We start from the raw sequence: 21,118 nt of genomic DNA, 5'->3' as shown, positions 1-21,118 counted from the left end.
AACGCATGCGCATCCTCGCGATCCGCGGCGAGAACCTCGCGAGCCTCGCCGCGCCCTTCGCGGTCGATCTCGCGGCCGAGCCGCTCGGCGCCACCGGCCTGTTCGCCATCACCGGCGAGACCGGCGCCGGCAAGTCCACCATCCTCGACGCGCTCTGCCTCGCGCTCTACGGCCGCTATCCCCGCGTCGCCGTGAGCCGCCGGGAGGACGTGCCCGATCCCGGTGGCGAGGCGCTGAGCGCCAGCGACGGGCGGGCGATCCTGCGCCGGGGCGCGGGCTCAGGGTATGCCGAGGTCGATTTCATCGGCCAGGACGGCGTCGCCTACCGCGTCGGCTGGGAGGCATTTCGCGCCCGCAACCGGGCGACCGGAAAGCTTCAGGCGGAGCGGCGGCGCCTGCACCGGCTCGACGATGGCAGCGCCGTCGCCGCGGGCAAGACGCAGGTGCTCGACCGGGTGGTCGCGCTGACCGACCTGACCTTCGACCAGTTCCGCCGCACGGTGCTGCTGGCGCAGGGCGAGTTCGATGCCTTCCTCCTCGCAGCGGAAGGCGAGCGGGCCGAGCTGCTGGAGAAGATCACCGGCACGGCGATCTATTCCGAGATCTCGAAGCGGGTGCATCTCGGCTTCGAGGAGCACCGCCGCGCGGTCGAGGCCCTGGAGCTCCGCCGCGGCGAGATCGGTCTGCTCGATGCGGAGGGCCTGTCGAGCCGCAACGCCGAGCGCGAGGCTCTGCGCGCCGGGCTGGAGACCTGGCGCGGCGAGCAGGCCGCGGTCGGCCGCATCCTCGAGACAGCCCGCCGGATCGAGGCCGCGCGCACGGCGCTCGCGGAGGCCGAACGGCGCGCCGTGTCGGCGGGTGAAAGCCTGGACGCGGCCGGGCCGGAACGGGCCCGGCTCGCCGAGCTCGACGCGGTCGAGCCGCTGCGCGGACGGGCCGAGGCGTTGGGCGAGACCGCCCGCGAGCGCGGCGTGGCGCAGGCGCGGGTCGAAGCGACCGCTGCCCGTGTCCGAGACGCCCGCGCCGCCGCCGAGGCAGCAGAGGCGAAGCGGGCTGAGGCGAATGCGGGGGACGAGGCGGCGGAAGCCGTCTTCAAGAGCTTCGGGCCGCTATGGGACCGAGCCGCCGCGCTCGACGCGACCATTGCCATCGCCGAGCAGGAAGCCGCGGCTGCCGCGCAGGCGGCCCTCCGATCGAACGAAGCAGCGGCGGCGGCGGATGTCGCACTCTCCGCGATCGATCGCCGCCTCGACGAGGCGCGGGCGGCACGCGACGCCGCGGCCCGCCAGCTTGAGGCCGACCGCAGCCATGCGCCGCTGGCCGAACGCGGCGACGATGCCGCCCGGCGCATCCGTGAACGGGCGCGGCTGCGCGAGCAAGCGGAGGCGGCCGGTAAGGAGGGCGTGGCGCGGCGCGCCGAGATTGCCGGCTGCGACGGCGAGGCGGAAGCCGGCACGGCCCGCCTCGCCGCGTTCCGCGCGCGCCGAGAGACGTTGGCCGGCGCTCGCGCGGAACGCGAGGCCGCACTCGCAGCGCTCGCCGAGCCCGCCGCGCAAGCGCGCAGCGCCGCTCTCGAAGGGCTGCTCGATGCCCTGCGCGAGGCCTACGCCCTGGCCGGACGCCACGGCACGGCGCTCGCCGACCGGGCCGCCGCTGCGGAGGCCGAGGCGGAAGCCGGCCTGGTCGCGACCGAGGCCGCCGCGCGCTACGGGGTGGAAGACCAAGCGTTGCACGAGGCCGGGATCCGCCGCGCCGAGATCGCGCCCCTTGCCGAACTGGCCGAGGAAAGCGTCTCGCGCGAGGCCGCCCGCCTGCGCAGCCTGCTCGTTGCTGGCGGGCCCTGCCCTGTCTGCGGCAGCTCCGACCATCCCCACGCCCACGAATCCGACGACGCGCTCGGCCGCCTCGCCGAGGAGATGCGGACCCGTCGCGCCGAACTCGATGTGCGGATCGGCGAGCATCAAGCCGCCCGCGACCGCGCCCGCGGTGACTTCGCGGCAGCGGAGGGCCGGCGCGACGATGCCCAGGAGCGCGCCGCCGCCGCGGCCGAGGCGGCAGCGGCCACCGCTGCCCGCTATCGCGCCACGCTGCCCGGTCTCCTGGCTTCGCTCGAAGCGTCTGGCCTCGCGGCCGTGCTGCCGCCGGGGCCCGATGCGCCAGCGCTGGCCGCCGCCGGGACGACCGCCCGGACCGAACGCGACGCCACCCTGCACGTGCTTGCCACGGCGCGGACGCTGCGCGGCGAGATCGACGGACTGATCCGCGAACGCGACGCGGCGGAGGCGCGGGCCGAAGCGGAGGCCCGCGCGCTCGACGCCCTCACCCGGCGCCGGACCGAGGCAGGGCTCGCGGCCGAGCGCGCGGAAAGCACGCGGGCCGCCCTCATCCAGCGTGTGGCGGAGCTGGCAGATGAGATCGCCCCCGCCCTGAGCGCCGCCGATCTGAGTATGACCGATCTCGATCGGGCGCCGGAGATGTGCGCCGATCGTGTCTCGAGGCTGGGGCAGGCTTACGCGGCGTTGCGCACCCGACTGGCCGGCCTGGAGGCGCAGCTCGGCGCCCTGGCGCCCGAACGGGCCGCCGCGGCATCCTCACGTGAGGCCGAGACGCGGGCCGCCGTGAAGGCCCGCGCGGAGGCCGAGGAACGGCAGACGCGTCTGAAGCAGGCCCGTGCGGAACGCGCCGGCCTCCTCGGCGGCGAACCGACCGGCACCCACCGCACTCGGCTTAACAACGAGCGCCGCGCCGCCCGCGAAGCCCTCCAGGCCGCGCAGACCGCGTGCGCCGAGGCCGCCCGCGCGCTGACCGGTGCCGTCACCGACGAGGCCGCTGCCATCGCGGCCTCGGAGCGTGCCGCCGCACGCCACAGCTCGGCAGAGGACGCCTTCGCGCAGGCCTGCGGTGAGCGCGGGCGCGAGGCAGTGGCCGCGCTGCTTGCCGTGCCGACCGAGACCCGCGACGCACTGCGGGCCGGCCTCGACCGACTGGCGCGTGAGGCCGCCGAAACGCGAACCGCCCTCGTCACCCGCCGCGCGGATGTCGAGGCCCTGGACACCGAGTCCGGGATCGACGTTGCCGCCGCTGAGGCCGAGACGGCCCGGCTCGCCGACGCCATGGCGCAGGCCCAGCAACGCCTCGGCGCCCTCGATGCGGAGTTGCGCCGGGATGAAGCCGCCCGCGCCAAGGCCGCCGACCTCGCAGAGGAGATCGAGGCGGCCACGGCCGAGCTGACGACGTGGCACCGGGTCGAGGAGGCCATCGGCTCGGCGGGCGGTGACCGCTTCCGCCGCTTCGCGCAAGGGGTGACCCTCGATCACCTCTTGCATCTCGCCAACGAACAGCTCCGTGCCCTGAGCCCCCGCTACCGTCTCGCCCGCAGCGTCGGCGCCGACCTCGCCCTGCATGTGGTGGACCGCGACATGGGCGACGAGCGGCGGGCGACCCGTAGCCTGTCGGGCGGTGAACGCTTCCTCGTCTCGCTGGCGCTGGCGCTGGCGCTGTCCGGCCTGGAAGGGCGGCAATCCTTCGTCGACACCCTGTTCATCGACGAGGGCTTCGGCTCGCTCGACGCCGAGACCCTCGACTTGGCCGTCGATGCCCTCGAAACGCTTCAGGGCCGCGGCCGTAAGGTCGGCGTCATCACGCACGTCGCTGGAATGATGGAACGCATCGCCGTGCAGATCCGGGTGGAGAAGCGCGGCAGCGGCCGCAGCGTGGTCCGGGTCGTGGATCGCGGCGCTGCCATCGTTTGAGGCAGCGTCGCCGCTGCATCGTTCATAAGCAGTGGTGCCCGCATCGACAGCACGGGGTGATCGCATCCGGGCGTGACCGTCGCTTTCAAGCGGGGAGAGAGTTGGCACGCCGGCTGCATTGTCGGACTCGCAGCCCTCGGGCGGCGAGCGGGGCAACGGCGCCTCGCGCTCGGACGGCGCATGTCCGGACACACTCTTCCGCATGAGAGACCGCGCCCGGCTCAAAGCCAGCGGCGCGTCTTCGAGCCCAACGAGCACGCCGATGGCATCCTTCAAAACCGTGATGAAGTCGGGCCACCCCCCGACCCTGTTCGCCGCCTTCCTCTATTTCGATTTCTGCTTCGCGATCTGGGTGCTCAACGGCGCGATGGGCCCGTTCATCACCGAGACCTACGGCCTCACCCCGGCCCAGACCGGCTTCATGATTTCGCTTCCGATCCTGGCCGGCGCGATCATGCGCTTTCCGCTCGGGATCCTGGCCCAGTATATCGGCCGCAAGAACGCGGCACTGACGGAGATGGGCGTCATCGTTCTGGCGATGGCCTACGGCTTCTTCTTCGTCTCCTCCTATTAACGACGTGCTCGCCATGGGCGTGCTGCTCGGTATCGCCGGCGCCTCGTTCGGCGTGGCGCTCTCGCTCGGCTCGGGCTGGTTCCCGCCGGAGCACAAGGGGCTCGCCATGGGCATCGCGGGCGCCGGCAATTCCGGCACCGTGCTCGCCGTGCTGTTCGCGCCGCCGCTGGCCCAAGCCTATGGCTGGCAGGCGGTCTATGGCTTCGCCGGCCTCGTGATGATCATCCCGATCCTCGTGATGATCTTTCTCGCCAAAGAGCCGCCGGACTGTCACGGCCAGACCTTCAAGGAGCACGTCTCCTGCCTGTTCACCAAGGACGGCTGGTCGTTCTCGCTGATCTACATCATCACCTTCGGCGGCTTCATCGGCCTGTCGAACTTCCTGCCGACCTTCTTCTACGAGCAGTTCGCGGTCACGAAGGTCGAGGCCGGGCGCCTGACGATGCTGGCTGCCCTGATGGGCTCGGGCATCCGCATCCTCGGCGGCTACTTCGCCGACCGGATGGGCGGCATCCTCGTCCTCTCCTTGGTGCTGCTGGCCGCGATCGGCTCGTTCCTGGCGCTGACCGCCACGCCTTCGCTCGCCGTGACGACGCTGCTGTTCATGCTCTGCTTCGCCGCACTCGGCGCGGGCAACGGTGCGCTGTTCCAGCTCGTACCCCTGCGCTGGCCGACCAACACCGCGGTGGCCGGCTCGATGATCGGCGAGGTCGGTGCGCTCGGCGGCGCGATCCTGCCCAACGTCATGGGCTTCTCGAAGCAGTACACCGGCGGGTTCGCCACCGGCTTCGTGGCCTACGCCGTGTTCACCGGCCTCGTGCTCGGCTGCCTGTTCCTGTGGCAGCGGAAGTGGGTCGGCGCCTGGGTTGGGCCCCGCGGCAAGGTGCTCGACCAGCCGGCCGAGGCGCAGGTTCAGGCCGGGGGCCGCATGGAACCGGCAAACGCGTAAGACGCATCGCTGCGTCCAAGACGGATCGGTTGGACGGGGGCCCTTGCGGCCCCCGTTTCCGTTCGCGCGGACGGGACGGGGCTACAGCCCGTCCCGCGTCACGGTCGCGAAGGTGAGGAGATCAACGCTCGCCGCACCGCCGCGCAGCAGCACCCGTGCGGCGGCGTTGCCCGTGGCACCGGTGGTAGCGACGTCGTCGATCAGCAGGAGGCGCCGGCCGGCGATCCGCGATCGCGCGTCGTCCGGCACGCGAAAGGCACCTTGAAGGTTCATCGCGCGCTGATGGCGGGTCAGACCGACCTGGGGCCGTGTTGCCTTCACACGGGCGAGGGCCCGCAGTTCGCACGGCGTTCCCGAAACCCGGGCGATCTCTCGAGCCAACAGGGCCGATTGGTTGAAGCGCCGCCGCCAGAGGCGCAGGCCGTGCAGAGGCACGGGCAGGATCAACTCGGCCTCGTCCAGCAGCTCACGCCCGGCCGACGTCATCATGCGGGCCATGGTCCGAGCGAGATCGAGGCGGTCGTTATATTTGAGACGGTGAACGAGGTCGCGTGCGGTGCCCTCGTAGACGGCGACCGCCCGGGCCCGACCGAAAGCCGGCGGCTCAGCGATCGCGCCGGGCGACAACAGGCGGCCGACGCCGAGATCCAGCGCAAAGGGAGTGCCGAGCCGCTCGCAATAGGGCCGCTCGATCAGCCGCAGACCGCTCCAGCAGTCGGCGCAGAGAGCATGCGGCTGACCCGTCGCCGCTCCGCAGGACACGCAGGTCGGCGGATAAATCAGGCCGATGAGGGTCGAAGCGATGCGCCGGATCCCACCACTCAGAGCGGGAAGGCCGGTCGCTGCCATCAAGAGCCGATCGTTGTCACACCAAGCCGTTAGCGCGCGCTATTTCCCTGACCGCCCTGCTGCGCGGCCTTGTCCCGCTTGTTCGCCTGATGCCGGCCGATTGCACATCCGGCCGCGGCACCTATGACGCCGTGCCCGGCCATATGCCCGGCCACGCCACCCACCGCGGCACCCTTCAAGCAACCCTTGGCCTCCGCGGTGCTGGCCAGCGCCACGGCGGCAAGGATCAGAGCGGCGCGGATCAAAATCCGGGTCATCTTCAATCTCCTCGATCGACGAGCAAAACGGAGAGACCCGGTTTCCGTTCCAAGACCATCCCGACTGGACGATAGTGTAGAGGCATGATTCGCGAAATCGTGAAACCGCGCCGTACACTGCCGGACCGAAGCCTGCGGACATAAGGTCCGGGCTGAACTTACGCCCTGGCCGTCATGCCCTTGGAGCCCCATCTCCCCGATCGATGAACGAGTCCGCCCCCCTGTTTGATCCCGCCCTTGTTCGACGACGCATCGCGCGTGCGCGGAGATCGGGTTATGCCGGCTTCCTGCTCGAGCGGGTCGCCGAGGATCTGGAGGATCGTCTGGCGGCGGTCACCCGCTCCTTTCCCCTCGGGCTCGATCTCGGCACGCCGCTTCCCCTCGTATCCGAACGTCTTTTGCAGACCGGCCGGGTCGGGCGGATGATCCGCCTCGCTCCGGTCTCCGAGCCGGGCGGGTCGGTGGTCGGCGACCCGGAAGTGCTACCGTTCGGTGGACATGCCGGGTTCGACCTCGCGGTGTCGGCCCTGGCGCTTCAGCACGTCAACGACCTGCCGGGCGCCCTGCTGCAGGTGCGCCGTGCGCTCAAGCCCGACGGCCTGTTCCTCGCCGGCCTCCTCGGAGGGGCGACGCTGACGGAGCTGCGCCAGGCCTTCCTCCAGGCCGAGAGCGAGACCGAAGGCGGCGCGAGCCCGCGTGTGGCGCCCTTCGCCGAACTGCGCGACCTCGGCGGCCTGCTTCAGAGGGCGGGCTTCGCCCTGCCGGTCGTGGACGCCGATACCATCACCGTGCGCTACGGCGACCCGTTCTCGCTGATGCGCGATCTGCGGGCTATGGGGCTGACCAATGCTCTTCACGACCGGCGCCGTGCGCCGCTGCGCCGGGCGACGCTGATGCGGGCCGCCGCGATCTATGCCGAGCGCTTCTCCGATCCGGACGGGCGGCTGCGGGCGACCTTCGAGATTCTGTGGCTGTCCGGCTGGGCACCGCATGAGAGCCAGCAGAAGCCGCTTCGGCCCGGCAGCGCCAAGGCGCGGCTCGCGGATGCGCTCGGCGCCGCCGAGCATCGGTTTCCGATCCGGGAGGAGCCGGCATGAGGGAGCCCGGCCCCTCCCACCCGATCACCATCACGCCCCATCCGACCCCCGTGCGGGTGCGGCTCGGCGGGCGCATCGTCGCCGAGACGCGGCGGGCGCTGAAACTCTGCGAGGCGGGCTACGACCCCGTTCTCTACCTCCCGCGCGAGGATGTCGCCGCGGACGCGCTCACCCCCAATCCGAAGCGGACCTTCTGCCCCTACAAGGGCGAGGCCTTCTATTTCGACCTGACCGCCGGCGGCGCGACGCGGGAAGCGGCGGCGTGGTCCTACGAGAACCCGTTTCCGGCGGTGGCCCGCATCCGCGGCCACGTCGCGTTCTATCCCGACCGGGTCGATGCCATCGAGGCGTGAGGCTCGCCTTACCCTTCCACCTGCGACCAGAACCCGGACTTGCGCCCGTGCGCCTTGCGAAGCTGCGCCACGTATTCGGCGTGGCTCGGCGTCAGGTCGCCCGGCGCCAGCTCCCGTGCGAGTTCGCCCAGACGCATCAGATGGCGCGCGCCGTGGCCGTAGGCGGGCGAGCGGCCGCGTTCGAGGATGTCGTCGATGAGCGCGCGGTAGAGCACGCTCGCCGCGAGCGGATGGTCCGGCTCCAGCGCCTCGGCCGCCGGGGCGAGAAGCTCCCAGATGCGGCCCGACCACGCCTCGCGCCGGTTGAGCACGAGGCGGGCGGCGCGGTCCAGATTCGGCCAGCGGATCAGGAAGTAGAGGCCGCCATGCGGGTCCTTCCGGCTCGCGGCATGGGCAAAGGCGCGCTCCAGCGCCTCCTCATCCTCGAAATCCGGCAGGCGGGCGAGGTAATCGCGCAGGGCCTGCGGATCGAGGCTCTTCTCGAACCGCGACCAGCGGAGCGCCTGCGCCTCGTCCTTATGGCCGAGCGCGTCGAGAATGCGGATCTCGACCGCCTCGCGCTCACGTTCCGGACCTTCGGGATCGAATCCGCCGACGATCAGATCCTCGCGCGTCACCACGGCCATGCCGCGCTTCTGCTTGCGGCGGATCCAATCGAGCGCTTCCTCGGCGCGGCCCGCCGCGAGCAGCCGCTCGGCCACCGCCGCGAGGTCGGGCCGCTCGGGTGACATCTCCAATTCGAGGGCGATGAACGCGTCGGCATCGCCGCGGGCGTCGGCGATGACCTGACGCAGGCGGGTGAGACTCAGGCGCTGATAGCGCCGCTCCCATTCCTGCCCGGCCCTCCCGGATGCGGCCGGGCCGGTCTTCTTCCCGGCCGAGGCCGGAAGCTTGGCGAGGGCTTCGACGAGATGCGCGTCCAGCGGTTCGAGCGCCGCCTTCGGCAGCTTCGGCAGGAGATCGACCAGCAGGGCGCCAACGAGGCCGAAGCCGTCGTCGTCGAGACCGTCGAGGGCGCGGGTCGCGAAGCTCAGCGCGGCATCCGCCGAAAGCCCCGCCGCGAGGCCCGCGGCGGCTTCCGCGGCTGCCTCGTAGAGGCCGTGCACCTGCCCGCTGGAATCATCGACCCGCTCCAGCGTGGCGCTCGCGCCGCGAAGGAAACGGAGCAGCCGGTCGAGGGCCATGCCGGCATCGAGCGGCTTCAGGTCGGCGATGATGGTCGCGAGCGTGGCATCGAGGTCGGCGACAAAGGCGCGGCGCTTCTGCCAGTCGATATAGCCGCGGGCCTTTTCCAGCGCCGAGAGGCGGCGGTCGATCAGGGCCGCCACCCTGTCAGGCCCTTGGAGCGCGGCGATCGCGGCACTCACCCGCTTCTTGAAGGGCGCGCTCTGGCCGACCTCCTGGAGGATCAGGGCGATCAGCCGCTCCTGGCTGAGCGCTGCGAGGTTCTCCGCCGTCGGCGTGGTGCTGCGGGACTTTCGCGGCGTCGCGGCGGGCCGGCGTCGGCGCCTCCGCCGCCTTCTCGACCGCCGCTTTTGCCCGTCGCGCCATCGCTCCCGTCCCTCTCAGGCCTCGGGCCCGGTCAGGGTCCGAGCAGATCGATCAGGAAGGGGATCAGCGGCAGATCGGCCGGCGGCATCGGCAGATCGCGCAAGCCGCCGGGCCGCACCCAGCGGAGCGCCTGCGCCTCGCGCGACTGCGGCAGCCCCTCCCAGCGCCGACAAATGTAGAGCGGCATCAGCAGGTGGAAATCCGGGTAGGCGTGGCTCGCGAAGCTGAGCGGCGCGAGGCAGGGCTCCTTCACCGTGATGCCGAGTTCCTCGGCGAGCTCGCGGATCAGCGTCTCCTCCGGCCGCTCGCCGGACTCGACCTTGCCGCCGGGAAACTCCCAGAGGCCAGCCAGCGCCTTGCCCTCGGGGCGCTGGGCCATGAGCACGCGCCCGTCGGTATCGACCAGGGCCGCCGCGACGACGAGCAGGAGCTTGAGCGGCGTGCTCATCGGCTGATCGCGAACACGGCATCGACCTCGGCCGAGGTCTCGATCGATCCTGCAACGACCGGCACGGCGGTGCGGCCACGGGGGGCCGCCGCCTTCATCGCCATGCCGTAGGGCATCGGGCGGGGCGATTCGGCCCGCGGCGGCGATTCGATCGAGACGACGGTGCCGAGTTTCACACCGGTCGCCTCGGCGATGCGCTCGGCCTGGGCGCGCGCATCCTTGACCGCGGCGACCTGCACGGCGGCCTCCGCCGCGGCCGGGTCGCGCAGGCCGAAGCTGATCCCCTGAATCCGGTTGGCACCGGATTCGAGGGTACGCCGCATCAATTCGCCGAGCTTGCCCATCTCGGCCAGTCGCACCCGCACGCGGTTGCCCGCGGTGTAACCGTCATCCCGCTCGCCCATCGTTCCGTCGGGCTGGCGGACGGTCTTGGTCCGCGGCTGGAGGGTGATCGAGGAGGTGCCGATATCGGCCTCCGCCACGCCCATCTCCCGTGCGCTCGCGACGATACCCTTCGCCGCCTGGCTGGCGGCATCGAGGGCGGCGGCCGGCGTGGCGCCGCCGGTCTCGACGCCGATCTCGACGGAGGCGAAGTCCGGCGCGATCTCCTGGGAGGCCCGGCCGATCACCCGGATGCGGCCGGTTTCGTCATTGGCCATGGCGGGTGCCGCCACGGTGAAAAGCAGGACGGGAACGGCCAGCGCGGAAAAGAACCTCACGAGCGATAGTCCCCGTTGATGGCGACGTAGGCTTTGGTGAGGTCGCAGGTCCAGACGCGCGCCCGGCCCTGGCCGAGGCCGAGATCGACCCGCACGGTGATCTCGGGCCGCCGCATGACAGCGCTGGCCGCCTCCTCGCTGTAATCGGGGTCGCGGGCGCCCTGCACCGCGACGCGCACGTCGCCGAACCAAATCGCGAGGCGGTCGCGGTCGGCGGGCTCGCCGGCCTTGCCGACAGCCATCACCACGCGGCCCCAATTGGCATCCTCGCCGGCCACCGCGGTCTTCACCAGCGGCGAGTTGGCGATCGACATGGCGATGCGGTGCGCGGACGGATCGCTCTCGGCGCCCTCGACCTCGACGGTTACGAGCTTGTTGGCGCCCTCCCCGTCCCGCGCAACGAGCTGAGCGAGTTCGATCAGCAGGTCGTCCAGAGCGGCCCGGAAGCCGGCGAGCCGCGGATCGTCCGCCCGCGTCACCGCCGCGTTTCCGGCGGCACCGGTGGCGAAGAGCAGCAGCGTGTCGGAGGTGGAAGTGTCGCCGTCCACCGTCACGCAGTTGAACGAGGTCTTCGTGCCCGCGCTCAGCAGGTCCTGGAGCACGTCCTGCGGCAGAGCCGCGTCGGTGAAGGCGAAGGACAGCATCGTCGCCATGTCGGGGGCGATCATGCCCGCGCCCTTGGCGATGCCGTTGATCGTCACCGGCACCCCAGCGATCTCGACCCGACGGGTGGCGAGCTTCGGGAAGGTGTCGGTCGTCATGATCGCCTGCGCCGCCTGCGCCCAGGCTTCGGCCCCGCCCTCGGCGCGCCCGGCGCATTCGGCCAGCACGCCGTCGAACTTGCGCGCGTCGAGCGGCTCGCCGATCACGCCGGTGGAGGCGATCATCACCGCCTCCGGGGCGCAAGCGGCAACCTGAGCCGCGATGTCGGCGGTCAGCGCCACGGCCTCACGCCCTTTGAGCCCAGTGAAGGCGTTGGCATTGCCCGAATTCACCACGAGCGCCCGCGCGCCCTTGCCCGCCTTCAGGGCGTCGCGGCACCAATCCACCGGTGCCGAGGGGCAGCGCGAGCGGGTGAAGACGCCCGCCACTTGCGTGCCCTCGGCCAGGGCGACGTAGAGCACGTCCGTACGGTTCTTGTAGCGGATGCCGGCCTGGGCCGTGGCGATGCGCACGCCCGCGATCTCCGGCAGCGACGGCGAGGTGGCGGGTGCCAGGGGGGAGATCTCGGTGGATGACATCGGTCGTCGGCTCCGTCTCGTGCCCGCTCTCGCCTCTTCGGCCGCGTCGGGAGGGGCGGCCTCGCATGCGCAGGCGACACGGGCATGAAAGTCGTGGGTCGCGGGTCGCTGTCTTGCGCCCGCCGGGCCTCACGTCAACACGCCGGGTGGGGCCCGTGGCCGTGAGAAGGCGCGTTCCCGGCGCTGCCGCTCCTGTGAAGGCTGCGGACCGGACTGGCCGGGATAGCCGGTTCTTCGGCGATGCAACTCTGCGACGCAGAAGACAAAGCCCTCCCGAGTCCCGTTGCGAAATCTTCGACAGAAAGTGTGTCTCGAAAAATGCACCATCGCCACCGTCGGGCGTTGCCGCTTGAATGCCTTGTGTAACCTGCTTAACCTAGAATGATGCAGCGCACCCAAGATCGTGAGGAAGCGACCATCGACCTCGATCCCGTTCGCTCGGACTTACAGGTCGGCGCCGTCGCGGCGCCGCGCAGTTGCTACGGGGTCCAGGTGCTGGTCGCCGGGCGCCGCAAACAGTGGCGCGATGAGATCAACGGGCAGATCCGCCGCGCCGGCTATAGCGCCATCTCCGTCGATTCGGCCGTCGATGCCCTCACCGTGCTGGTGCTCGGCCTGCCCGTCGATGTTCTCGTCACCGATGCCGAACTGCACGGCGCGCTCGGCCTCAGCGAACTCGCCGCGGAGGCGCGTGCGTTGAGACCGAATCTCGGAATCGTCGTCGCGTGCGATTCGGCGGTCAACGACTGTGCAGACCTCGTACCGGCGGACGCGCTGCTGATATCCTCCCTGGGCCAGGAGGAAGCCGTCGCCTCTTCGGTCCGTGAGGCGATGGCCGCCCGCGCCGGCTAATTCCGCCTCCCGATCGTCGCGCCCGCGACGATCCGGCCCGTACCCGGCGGCCGGCCGGGTATGGCAGCCTCCGGGCTGGAGGACACAACGCCATGACGATTCGCCGCCGCGACTGCCTTGCGATGCTCGCCGTTCTCGCCGCGAGCCGCGCCCATGCCGCGGAAGCCGGGCCGGCGGGTGCCTTCGCCTTCGACAAGCCGGAGGGCGGCGGCCTTCCGCTCTCGGCCTATGCCGGCAAACCTATCCTCGTGGTCAACACCGCCACCGCCTGCGGCTGCGCTCCGCAATTCGTCGGCCTTCAAGGTCTCTGGACCCGCTTCGGCGGGCGGGGCCTGACGGTGATCGCGGTGCCCTCGCCCGATTTCGGCAATCAGGAGCCGCTCGACGGCGCCGCCATCGCCGATGCCGCGCGAAAGAACCACGGCGTCACCTTCCCGGTCACGGATAAGACCCATGTGCGGGGGCCGGCCGCCCATCCGTTCTACCGCTGGGCGGCCGAGCAGAAGCCGGGGCAGAGCCCGCAATGGAACTTCCACAAGTATCTTGTCGGCCGTGACGGCACCCTGCGCGCGGCCTTCGCGACCCAAGTCGATCCGAGCGATCCACGCATCGTCAGCGCCATCGTCGCGGAACTGGGGCAGGCTTGAGCAAGGCGCCGTTCGCTTACCGGCCCGGAACGTCGGCCGGCGGCAGCAACCCGCGCTCGATCCGCCCCGGCGGCAGGGGACGCCGGGCGCGCGGGGCCTGAAGGCGCCCCTCCCGCTCGACCATGCGCGGCGGCGCCGAAGGGTAGTTCGAGGCGAAGGGGTTCGACGGCACGCCTTGGGCCCGGCATGGCAGGGCAGCGAGGCAGAGGCTCGCGGCGGCGAAGACGGTGCTCGGGCGCATCGGCGGTGAGATTTTCCGGTCGGCGGGGACTCGCGCCGGCATGGGGCGCCTCCCCACATGCCAGCCGGTCGCGTCATCATTGCGGCCGGAAAGATCGCGCCATGGAACCGCACAGCTTCGAGCAGGACGGCACCGAATACGAGGTCCGCTTCGAACGGACGCCGGAGGGCTGGATCGCGCATATCCGGCCCGAAGGCTGGACCGAGGCCCATGTCGTCGCTTTTCCCGAGGGCGTCGGCTTCGACCGGGACGACGTGCGCGGCTCCCTGATCGCCGGCTGCGAGGCCGCGGTGGCCCGCCTCCCGCGCCGGGCGCCGACACGGCATTGAGGCCGTCGAACGGAACCTCCGGCATCCCGACCGGTTCGGGCACTGGAGCATCGTCCCGAAAGGTGGCTGCCGGCTTTCGGAAAAAGATGATGCAAAACAGGTGCCTAGAGCATCGTCCTGGATCATTTTTCCAGGACGATGCTCTAGGCACGTGAAACGAAGCACGTTGGAAACGAACGGGATTTTGCGATGACCGAGGTGACCTACCATATCGTCGAGCACGACGGCGGCTTCGCCTACAAGGTCGGAGACGTGTTCTCGGAGACCTTCCCGAGCCGGGCGGAGGCGTTGCAGGCGGCGCAGGCTGCCGCCGCCGAGCAGCAGGTTCCGGGCTCGACCGAAGGCATCCGCTATCAGGACGGGCGCGGCCAGTGGCACGACGAGACCGCGCAGGGCAGCGACCGGCCGGTGGCCCGGGTCGTGGAGGACTGAACCGCCTCAACCCTCCAGGGTGATGAGGCCGACGCTGCCGCCCGCCGCGGCGGTGTTGACGGTCAGCGTCCGCTCCGTGGCGAAGCGGGCGAGATAATGGGGACCGCCGGCCTTCGGGCCGGTGCCCGACAGGCCGGAGCCGCCGAAGGGCTGGCTACCGACGACGGCACCGATCATGTTGCGGTTCACGTAGACGTTGCCGTGCGGCAGGGCTTCGGCGATGCGCTCGGCGGTTTCCTCGACCCGCGAATGGATGCCGAGGGTGAGCCCGTAGCCGCCGGCCCGGATCGCCGCGAGGACCGGGCCGAGGCCGTCCGCCGGGTATCGGGCGACATGGAGGATGGGCCCGAACACCTCCTCCCGCAGGTCGGCGACGCCGCCGATTTCAAAGATATGAGGCGCCACGGTGAGGCCGCCCGGCGCCGCACCGGCATAGTGCAGCCGCGCCGAGGCGGTCATGGCCGCGATGTGTGCGTCGAGCCGTTTCTTTGCGCCCGCGTCGATCACCGGACCGAGATCGATGGCCAGATCACTGGGGGTCGCCGACCGCCAGCTCCCGCGCCGCGCCGGCCACGGCCGCGATCATCCGGTCGGCGACATCCTCCTGCACGAGGAGCAGGCGCAGGGCCGAGCAGCGCTGGCCGGCGGAGCGGAAAGCCGAGACCACCACGTCGTCGGCCACCTGCTCGGGGAGCGCCGTGGCATCGACGATCATCGCGTTGATGCCGCCGGTCTCGGCGATCAGCGGCAGGATCGCGCCGTCGCGGGCGGCGAGCGCCCGGTTGATCCGCTGCGCCGTGGCGGTGGAGCCGGTGAAGACCACGCCGGACAGGGCGGGATGCTCGATCAGTGCCGCGCCGGTCTCCGGTCCGCCGGGGACGAGGTGCAGGGCGCTCCCTGGAATACCGGCCGCGTGGAGCAGGCGCACGGCGAAGTCCGCCACCAGCGGCGTCTGCGGCGCGGGCTTGGCGACGACGGCGTTGCCGGCCATCAGCGCCGCGGCGACCTGCCCCGTGAAGATCGCGAGCGGGAAATTCCAGGGTGAGACGGCGACGAACACGCCCCGGCCGACGAGGCGCAGGCTGTTGGCCTCGCCCGCCGGGCCGGGCAGGTCCTGCGGTTCGCAGAACAGATCCCGGCCCTGCGCCGCGTAGTAGCGCAGGAAGTCGATCGCCTCGCGCCACTCCGCCACGGCGTCGTCGAGGGTCTTGCCGGCCTCGGCTTGCAGCAGGTGCAGCAGCCGGCCCTTCTCCCGCACGAAGGCGTCGGCCGCCCGTTCCAGGCAGGCGGCACGCTCGCGGGCGGGGGTCGCGGCCCAGGCGGGGAAGCCGCGCGCAGCCGCCTCCATGGCGAGCGCGGCCGTAGCGGGGTCCGCCCCGATGACGCTTCCGAGGGCTGCGCCGTCGATGGGGCTGTTCACCGGGCGGGCGCGGCCGGTCTGGACGGCGCCGTCGATGATCGGCGCGGCCGCGGCGGGGCCGGCGGCCCGCGCGACGGCATCAGTCCACCGTCGCAGCGCCGCGCCGTCGCCGAAGGCGAGCCCCGGAGAATTGCGGCGCTCAGGTCCGAACAGGTCGCGGGGCAGCGGGATCTTGGGGTGCCGGGCCTGCGAAGGCGCCTCCACCAGGGCCTGAGGCCGGGCCAGCAGTTCGGCCGCCGGCACCGAGGGATCGGCGGCGCGGGCCACGAACGAGGAGTTCGCCCCGTTCTCCAGCAGCCGGCGGACGAGATAGGCGAGCAGCTCGCGGTGGCCGCCAACGGGCGCGTAGACCCGCTGGCCGACGCCCGGCGCCCGCTCGGTGAGCCGCTGGTAGAGCGCCTCGCCCATGCCGTGCAGGCGCTGGAACTCGAAGCCGGCCTCCTCGTCCGCGGGACGATCGAGCAGCCCGGCCAGACCGAGCACGCTCGCCACGGTCTGCGCGTTGTGGGTGGCGAATTGCGGGTAGAGGCGCGGGCGCAGCGCCAGCAGCCGCCGGGCGGCAGCCAGATAGTTCAGGTCCGTCATCGCCTTGCGGGTGAAGACGGGGTAGTCGGCCGTCCCTTGCGTCTGGGCGAGCTTCACCTCCGTGTCCCAGTAGGCGCCCTTGACGAGACGCACCATCAGCCGCCGGTCGTGCCGCTCGGCGAGTTCTGCGACGTAATCGATCACGGGAAGGCAGCGCTTCGAATAGGCCTGGATCGCGAGGCCGAATCCGTCCCAGCCGGCCAAAGCCGGATCGGCCAGCACGGCCTCGAACACGTCGAGGGAGAGTTCGAGCCGCTCTGCCTCCTCGGCGTCGAGGGTGAAGTTGAGGTCATGCGCGCGGGCGTCGCGGGCGAGGTCGCGCACCACCGGCACCAGTTCGGCCATCACCCGCGCCCCTTGCGTCGGGGTGTAGCGCGGATGCAGCGCCGACAGCTTCACCGAGATGCCCGGCCGGGCCGGAAGCGGCGCGTTGCCGGCTTCCCGCCCGATCCGGGCGATGGCGCGGGCATAGGCTTGGCGGTAGCTCTCGGCGTCGTCCGCCGTGCGGGCGCCCTCGCCGAGCATATCGAAGGAGAAGCGGGAACGGCGGGCAGTGCCCGAGCCGGCCCGCTTGAGCGCCGCGCCGATCTCCTCGGCCAACACGAATTGCCCGCCCATCACCCGCATCGCCCGGTGGGCCGCCGCGCGCACGGCCGGGCGTCCGAGGCGGCGGACCATGCTGCCCAGCGTCGCCTCGGGCGTGTCCTGCGGGCCGACGAGGCGGGCGCCGAGACCGAGCGCCCAGGAGGCGGCATGGGCAAGGCCGCTTTCCGAACGCACCGCGTGATGGACGAAATCGCCCTCGCGCAGCTTGTCGGCGATCAGCCGGTCGGCGGTGGCCGCATCGGGCACACGCAGCAGCGCCTCGGCGAGACTCATGAGGGCGAGACCCTCGCGGGTCGTCAGCGCATATTCCCGCAGCAGCGCCTCGACGGCGCCGTGGCCGGCATCCGCGCGGATCGCGCCGATCAGGTCGGATGCGAGCCGATCGACCGCCGCCTCCGTGGCCGCCGGCAGGGGCGCCTCACGCAGCAGCGCCTCCGCCAAAGCGGCATCATCCGGGGCGTAGGCGGCCTGAAAGCGCGGAGCAGACATCGGGCCATCGGTCATATGAAAGAGTAGCACTCTCTCTGTCGTCCGACAGGCCGATTCCGTCACTCACGAAATCGGCGGTCCGTGATCGCCCTGCGCCGGCTGTTACGGCTTCGCGCTCGGCGGGCTGATGTCAAGCGGCTGCGTCGCCGGGGCGGGTGCCGGTTCAGCTTCAATCCGGGCCCGGCGGGTGGCCTCCTCCGCCTCGCGCTGACGGGCTTGCCGCGCCGCCTCCTCGGCGGCCTGCTGCGCTTTGAGCCGGGCCTGTCGGGCCGCCTCCTCGGCCGCAAGGCGGGCGCGGTCCATCTCGATGCGGGCGCGGCGGCGCTGGCGCTCGCTCTGGTCGGCGTCGAACAGCTCGATCTTCTCGAGCTCGCGCTGGAGCACGAGGGCGGCGAGGCCGGTGGTCAGAGGCGCCGCGTCGAGCCGCCGCTCGGGCGCGCTCAGCGGACCGCCGAACCCGAGCTGGATCGAGGGCGCCGCCCCGGTCCAGCCCTTCGGCCCGGCCGCCGCCGTCAGGGCGCCGCGGGCGTCGAGCGTGCGGTTGCGCAGATCGACCTGGAGCGTGCCGTTCCAGCGCGCCGGGCCGAGATCGATGCCGAACGGCGCCGTGCGCAGGGTGCCAGCGGAGAGGGTGAAGGCGGCCGAAACCGGTCCCTTGGCCCGGAGCGGACCAGCGGAGAGCTCTTCCGACACGAGCGCCTGGAGCCGACCCTCGCGCAAGGGGTCGTCTTCGGCCAGCGCCTTCCCGAGCGCCCGGTCCAGGGCGCCCGCATCGGCGCCGGGGAGCACGAGGTCGGTGAGCCGGATCTCGCCATTGCCCGAGAATTCGTTCGCCAGGGCGGTGAGGCTCACGCCCGTGGCGCCGAACCGCAGGGAGGCCGAAAGTCGGCCCGTGACCGGTCCCGCCCCGATCAGGCCAGTGAGATCGGCGCCCTCGACGCTGCCTTCGCCCGACACTGCAGCAGCACCCGCCGGCCGGGCCAGGGTGATGCTGCCACCGAGCCGCCCTCCGGCGAGACCGGCCGAGAGATCGCGCAGGCTCAGCGCGTCGCCCTCACGCACCAGCGTCAGGCTCGCATTGTCGCCAACGAGTCCCCGGCCGAGATCGAGCTGGCCGATCGTGAGGCCGAGGCTGACCTGCGGCTGCGCCGGCAGCGGGGCGAAGCGCCCGCTGGTGTCGGTGGGCAACACCGTCGCCGCAAACAGTGCCGGCAGGGACAGGCGGGCGAGCGTCGCGGTACCGGCGAGCGCGCCGTCCGGGGCGCGGTCGAGGGCGGCGGTGAGGTCGGTTCCCGCCACCTGCCCCGTGACATCGGCGTGCAGCGCGGCATTCCGGCGCGACAGGGCCAGGGTGAGCGACGCGGGCAACGGCCCGGCCGCCGGGGCGGCACCGCCGGCGAGGATCAGGAAAGGAGCAAGGTCGGGGGCCGCCAGCCGCAGCGTGCCACCGGCCGGAGGGCGGTCGAGGGCGTCGAGCAGGATCGGGTGCGGCGTCGAAACCGTGAGGCCGGCCAGATCACCCTCGATGCCGAGCGCGAGCGGCGACGTGCTCTGCTGACCGGCCTCGGCGGCGGGCCGGGCGCCGGTCAGCCGCAGGCGCCCGGGCTGACGCAGGGCGGCGATGTCGTCGCGGCCGAACCAGCGGCCGGTCTTCTGGGTCGTCAGCGTGGCGTCGAGGCGGTCGATCCGGCCGGAGCGAGTCAGGAGGGCGAGGTCGAGATCGCCTTCGCCCGCTTTTCCTTTCGCGGATGCGCGCAAGGCGTCCGCCTCGCCCGATTCACGTTCCAGGGTCAGATCGAGCGCCAGCCCGCTCTGGCGGACACTCTGCGGCACGAAACGGGCCTCGGGCAGGAAGCCGCGTTCGAGCAGGGCCAGCAGCGGCGCCGCCTTGCCGGCCGTCACCCGGCCCTCGATCCGGCCCGACCCATCAGGCGCGATCCGTCCGGCGAGCTGGGCGCTCGCGCCCGCGAGGTTGGCGATGTCGAGCGTATCGACGACGAGGCTGGCGCCGTCCGATTGCAGGCTCACCGCGATGGTGCCGTTGCCGGAATGGGCGCCGGCGGGTCCGTAGCGCACGTCGCGCGCCTTCAGCGTCAGGCCGAGATCGTGCCGGTGAAGGCCCGACATCAGCTCACCGAGCGGGGGCAACTCGGCGATGTCGATGCCGGTGGCCGAGAGCTGCGCGTCGAGCCGACCGCGCCCGTTCGCATCGGCCCGCAGGTAGCGGGCATTGCCGGTGACGCGGGCTTCACCCAGGGCGAGTCGCAGGTTGCGCAGGGAGAGGTCGGTGCCGGCCGCCGAGAGGTCCGTGCCGATCTCGAAAGCGCGCCCGTCGAGAATCGCCGTGACACTCTCCTCGGCGCCGATGCGGCCGAGATAGCGCCCCAGTGCCTCCGAGTTGCGTGTCGCGACGTCGATATGCCCGGTGAAACGCGGCGAGCCCGACAGCTCGGCCTCGCCGGTCGCCGCGACGGTCGCGGCCCCCGGCGCCCTGCCCTCGAAGCGGCGCAGCACGAGCCCGCCGGTGCGATCGAAGGTGCCGCGAAACCCGACATCGGCCCAATCATCGAGGCCGAGCGCGACGCTCTCGGCGGAGAGATCGAGATCGAGCAGCAGCGGCGGCGTCAGGGCGCCCGATGTCAGCCCCTGCGCCAGCAGCCCGCGGGCACCGCCGGAGAGCAGCAGCCCGTCGAAGTCGAGGCGGCGGGTCCGTAGCGTCAGGCCGAGCCGGGCCTCGCGCAGGTCGAGGCGGCCATTGCCCGACAAGCGGGCGGCCTTGCCGCCGGGGTCGAGTTCGAGCTCGACGGTCTTGGCCTGCACCAGGGGACCGCGCGACGCGAACTTCGCCGCCAGGGTGAGCGGCAGGACGGCGCCTGCCGGCTGTACCGGCGGCCCGACGGTAAGCCGCGCGGTGCCCTCCGCTTCCGGCACGAGGCCGCGGCGCACCCGATCCGCATCCGCTGCATCCTCGGGCTTGAGGGTGATGCGGGCGTCGAGTTCCAGGCGGGGCATGGTGTCGCCGCCGCCGGTCAGCTTCAGCGAGAGACTGCCGTCGCTGCCGGCCACGCTGGTGGCGAGGTGGAACGGGCTTCCCTTCGTCGTCCCCTCCGCCAGCCAGGGCCCGGCCAGCGCCGGCGCCCTGAGGCGCAGGTTCTCGGCCGCGAACTGCTCCTGCGGCGCCTCGCCCGTCCGCACGGTAGCGACTGTGAGGCGCCGGATGCGCAGGTCGTCGATGACGATGTCGCGGCGCAGCGTCTGCGGTTCGCGCGGCAGCAGCAGCGCCTCGTCGGAAACCGGTAGGGTGAGCCCGGCGCGCTCGACCGAAGTCTGGACGAAGCGGACCTCGCCCTTGAGCAGGGGGGCCAGCGCGATCTCCGCATCGACCGCCTGCGCGTCGAGGGCCGGCCCGTCCTCGGCGCCGAGCCGGAGGCGCGCGAGGCGAAGATGCGGAGAGGGCAGCAGGCGCAGGTCGATGGCACCCTCGCTGCGAGCACCGGCTCCGAGGGAGTCGCTCAACGTGCGGTCGATCAGCGCGCGATGAGCCGACCAGTCGATGAACGGCGGCACCGCAAGGGCCGCCACGAGAACCAGCACGACGGCGCCCGCGAGCGCGGTCAGGGAATCACGCACCGTTATCGCTTCCGCCTGGCCTGCGGACCGCAGGACTTCGTTCGCGTGTCACACGCGTTCGAACGGCCGATGCCTTTTGAACGGCGCGAAACCCGCG

The 21,118-nt window shown here is 72.0% G+C and carries 14 protein-coding genes and 3 pseudogenes; 8 read left to right on the top strand and 9 right to left on the bottom strand.

All coding sequences use genetic code 11. From position 1 onward, the window contains the following. The first annotated feature begins 5 nt into the window (after nt 1–5). Both M2437_RS06260 and M2437_RS06255 read left to right on the top strand, forming a co-directional pair. Nucleotides 6–3,752: an AAA family ATPase gene (locus M2437_RS06260; protein WP_253386846.1), complete on the top strand. Its 3,747-nt coding sequence runs from the start codon at nt 6–8 to the stop codon at nt 3,750–3,752. Between the two features lie 262 nt (nt 3,753–4,014). Then, nucleotides 4,015–5,275: pseudogene (locus M2437_RS06255) on the top strand (MFS transporter). 81 nt (nt 5,276–5,356) lie between these two features. On the opposite strand, the gene M2437_RS06250 reads toward M2437_RS06255, so the two are convergent. Both M2437_RS06250 and M2437_RS06245 read right to left on the bottom strand, forming a co-directional pair. Continuing rightward, on the bottom strand, nt 5,357–6,124 hold the full coding sequence (locus M2437_RS06250) for a ComF family protein (protein WP_253386844.1): 768 nt from the start codon (nt 6,122–6,124) through the stop codon (nt 5,357–5,359). 29 nt (nt 6,125–6,153) lie between these two features. Beyond that, entirely contained in the window at nt 6,154–6,381 is a 228-nt protein-coding gene (locus M2437_RS06245; RefSeq protein WP_253386843.1) for a hypothetical protein, read from the bottom strand. Nucleotides 6,382–6,584: 203 nt separating this feature from the next. Here M2437_RS06245 and M2437_RS06240 point away from each other — a divergent pair, with 203 nt between their 5' ends. Then, nucleotides 6,585–7,478, top strand: a complete 894-nt coding sequence (locus M2437_RS06240) for a methyltransferase domain-containing protein (RefSeq protein ID WP_253386842.1) — start codon at nt 6,585–6,587, stop codon at nt 7,476–7,478. Beyond that, the gene (locus M2437_RS06235; RefSeq protein WP_253386841.1) at nt 7,475–7,831 is read left to right on the top strand and encodes a DUF427 domain-containing protein; all 357 of its coding nucleotides are present in this window, start codon (nt 7,475–7,477) and stop codon (nt 7,829–7,831) included. The genes M2437_RS06240 and M2437_RS06235 overlap by 4 nt, the downstream gene beginning before the upstream one ends. Nucleotides 7,832–7,839: 8 nt before the next feature. Here the strand turns inward: M2437_RS06235 and M2437_RS06230 are convergent. The 4 genes and pseudogenes from M2437_RS06230 to argJ all read right to left on the bottom strand — a co-directional run bounded on the left by M2437_RS06230 (nt 7,840) and on the right by argJ (nt 11,790). After that, nucleotides 7,840–9,382: pseudogene (locus M2437_RS06230) on the bottom strand (DUF6880 family protein). Nucleotides 9,383–9,413: 31 nt separating this feature from the next. Continuing rightward, nucleotides 9,414–9,830 (bottom strand): (deoxy)nucleoside triphosphate pyrophosphohydrolase, encoded by a 417-nt coding sequence (locus M2437_RS06225; protein WP_253386839.1) that lies wholly within the window; start codon nt 9,828–9,830, stop codon nt 9,414–9,416. Then, complete coding sequence (locus M2437_RS06220) at nt 9,827–10,549, bottom strand: SIMPL domain-containing protein (RefSeq protein WP_253386838.1); 723 nt, start codon at nt 10,547–10,549, stop codon at nt 9,827–9,829. The genes M2437_RS06225 and M2437_RS06220 overlap by 4 nt, the downstream gene beginning before the upstream one ends. Next, a complete protein-coding gene (gene argJ, locus M2437_RS06215; RefSeq protein ID WP_253386837.1) occupies nt 10,546–11,790 on the bottom strand; it encodes a bifunctional glutamate N-acetyltransferase/amino-acid acetyltransferase ArgJ in 1,245 nt (414 codons plus the stop codon). The genes M2437_RS06220 and argJ overlap by 4 nt, the downstream gene beginning before the upstream one ends. Nucleotides 11,791–12,171: 381 nt before the next feature. Between argJ and M2437_RS06210 the strand changes: the two genes are divergently transcribed. Beyond that, nucleotides 12,172–12,642, top strand: coding sequence for a response regulator (locus tag M2437_RS06210; protein ID WP_253386836.1), 471 nt, complete (start codon nt 12,172–12,174; stop codon nt 12,640–12,642). A gap of 92 nt (nt 12,643–12,734) precedes the next feature. After that, complete coding sequence (locus M2437_RS06205; RefSeq protein WP_253386835.1) at nt 12,735–13,289, top strand: glutathione peroxidase; 555 nt, start codon at nt 12,735–12,737, stop codon at nt 13,287–13,289. Between the two features lie 16 nt (nt 13,290–13,305). Here M2437_RS06205 and M2437_RS06200 read toward each other — a convergent pair whose 3' ends face one another. Beyond that, nucleotides 13,306–13,572, bottom strand: coding sequence for a hypothetical protein (locus M2437_RS06200; protein ID WP_003603624.1), 267 nt, complete (start codon nt 13,570–13,572; stop codon nt 13,306–13,308). Nucleotides 13,573–13,631: 59 nt separating this feature from the next. Between M2437_RS06200 and M2437_RS06195 the strand changes: the two genes are divergently transcribed. Both M2437_RS06195 and M2437_RS06190 read left to right on the top strand, forming a co-directional pair. Further along, complete coding sequence (locus M2437_RS06195) at nt 13,632–13,859, top strand: hypothetical protein (protein ID WP_003603625.1); 228 nt, start codon at nt 13,632–13,634, stop codon at nt 13,857–13,859. A 189-nt stretch (nt 13,860–14,048) separates the two neighbouring features. Then, nucleotides 14,049–14,291, top strand: coding sequence for a DUF2188 domain-containing protein (locus M2437_RS06190; RefSeq protein ID WP_003603627.1), 243 nt, complete (start codon nt 14,049–14,051; stop codon nt 14,289–14,291). Nucleotides 14,292–14,297: 6 nt separating this feature from the next. On the opposite strand, the pseudogene putA reads toward M2437_RS06190, so the two are convergent. Further along, nucleotides 14,298–17,406 (bottom strand): annotated as a pseudogene (gene putA / locus M2437_RS06185) (bifunctional proline dehydrogenase/L-glutamate gamma-semialdehyde dehydrogenase PutA). Between the two features lie 87 nt (nt 17,407–17,493). Continuing rightward, nucleotides 17,494–21,021 carry an AsmA family protein gene (locus M2437_RS06180; RefSeq protein WP_253386834.1) on the bottom strand — a complete coding sequence of 1,176 codons (3,528 nt, stop codon included), beginning with the start codon at nt 21,019–21,021 and terminating at the stop codon, nt 17,494–17,496. Nucleotides 21,022–21,118: the final 97 nt, after the last annotated feature.

Origin of the sequence: Methylorubrum pseudosasae (assembly GCF_029504475.1) — a bacterium.
GTDB lineage: Bacteria > Pseudomonadota > Alphaproteobacteria > Rhizobiales > Beijerinckiaceae > Methylobacterium > Methylobacterium extorquens.
Note: the sequence above shows the minus strand (reverse complement) of the source record. Positions and strands in the feature narration are given on the sequence as shown.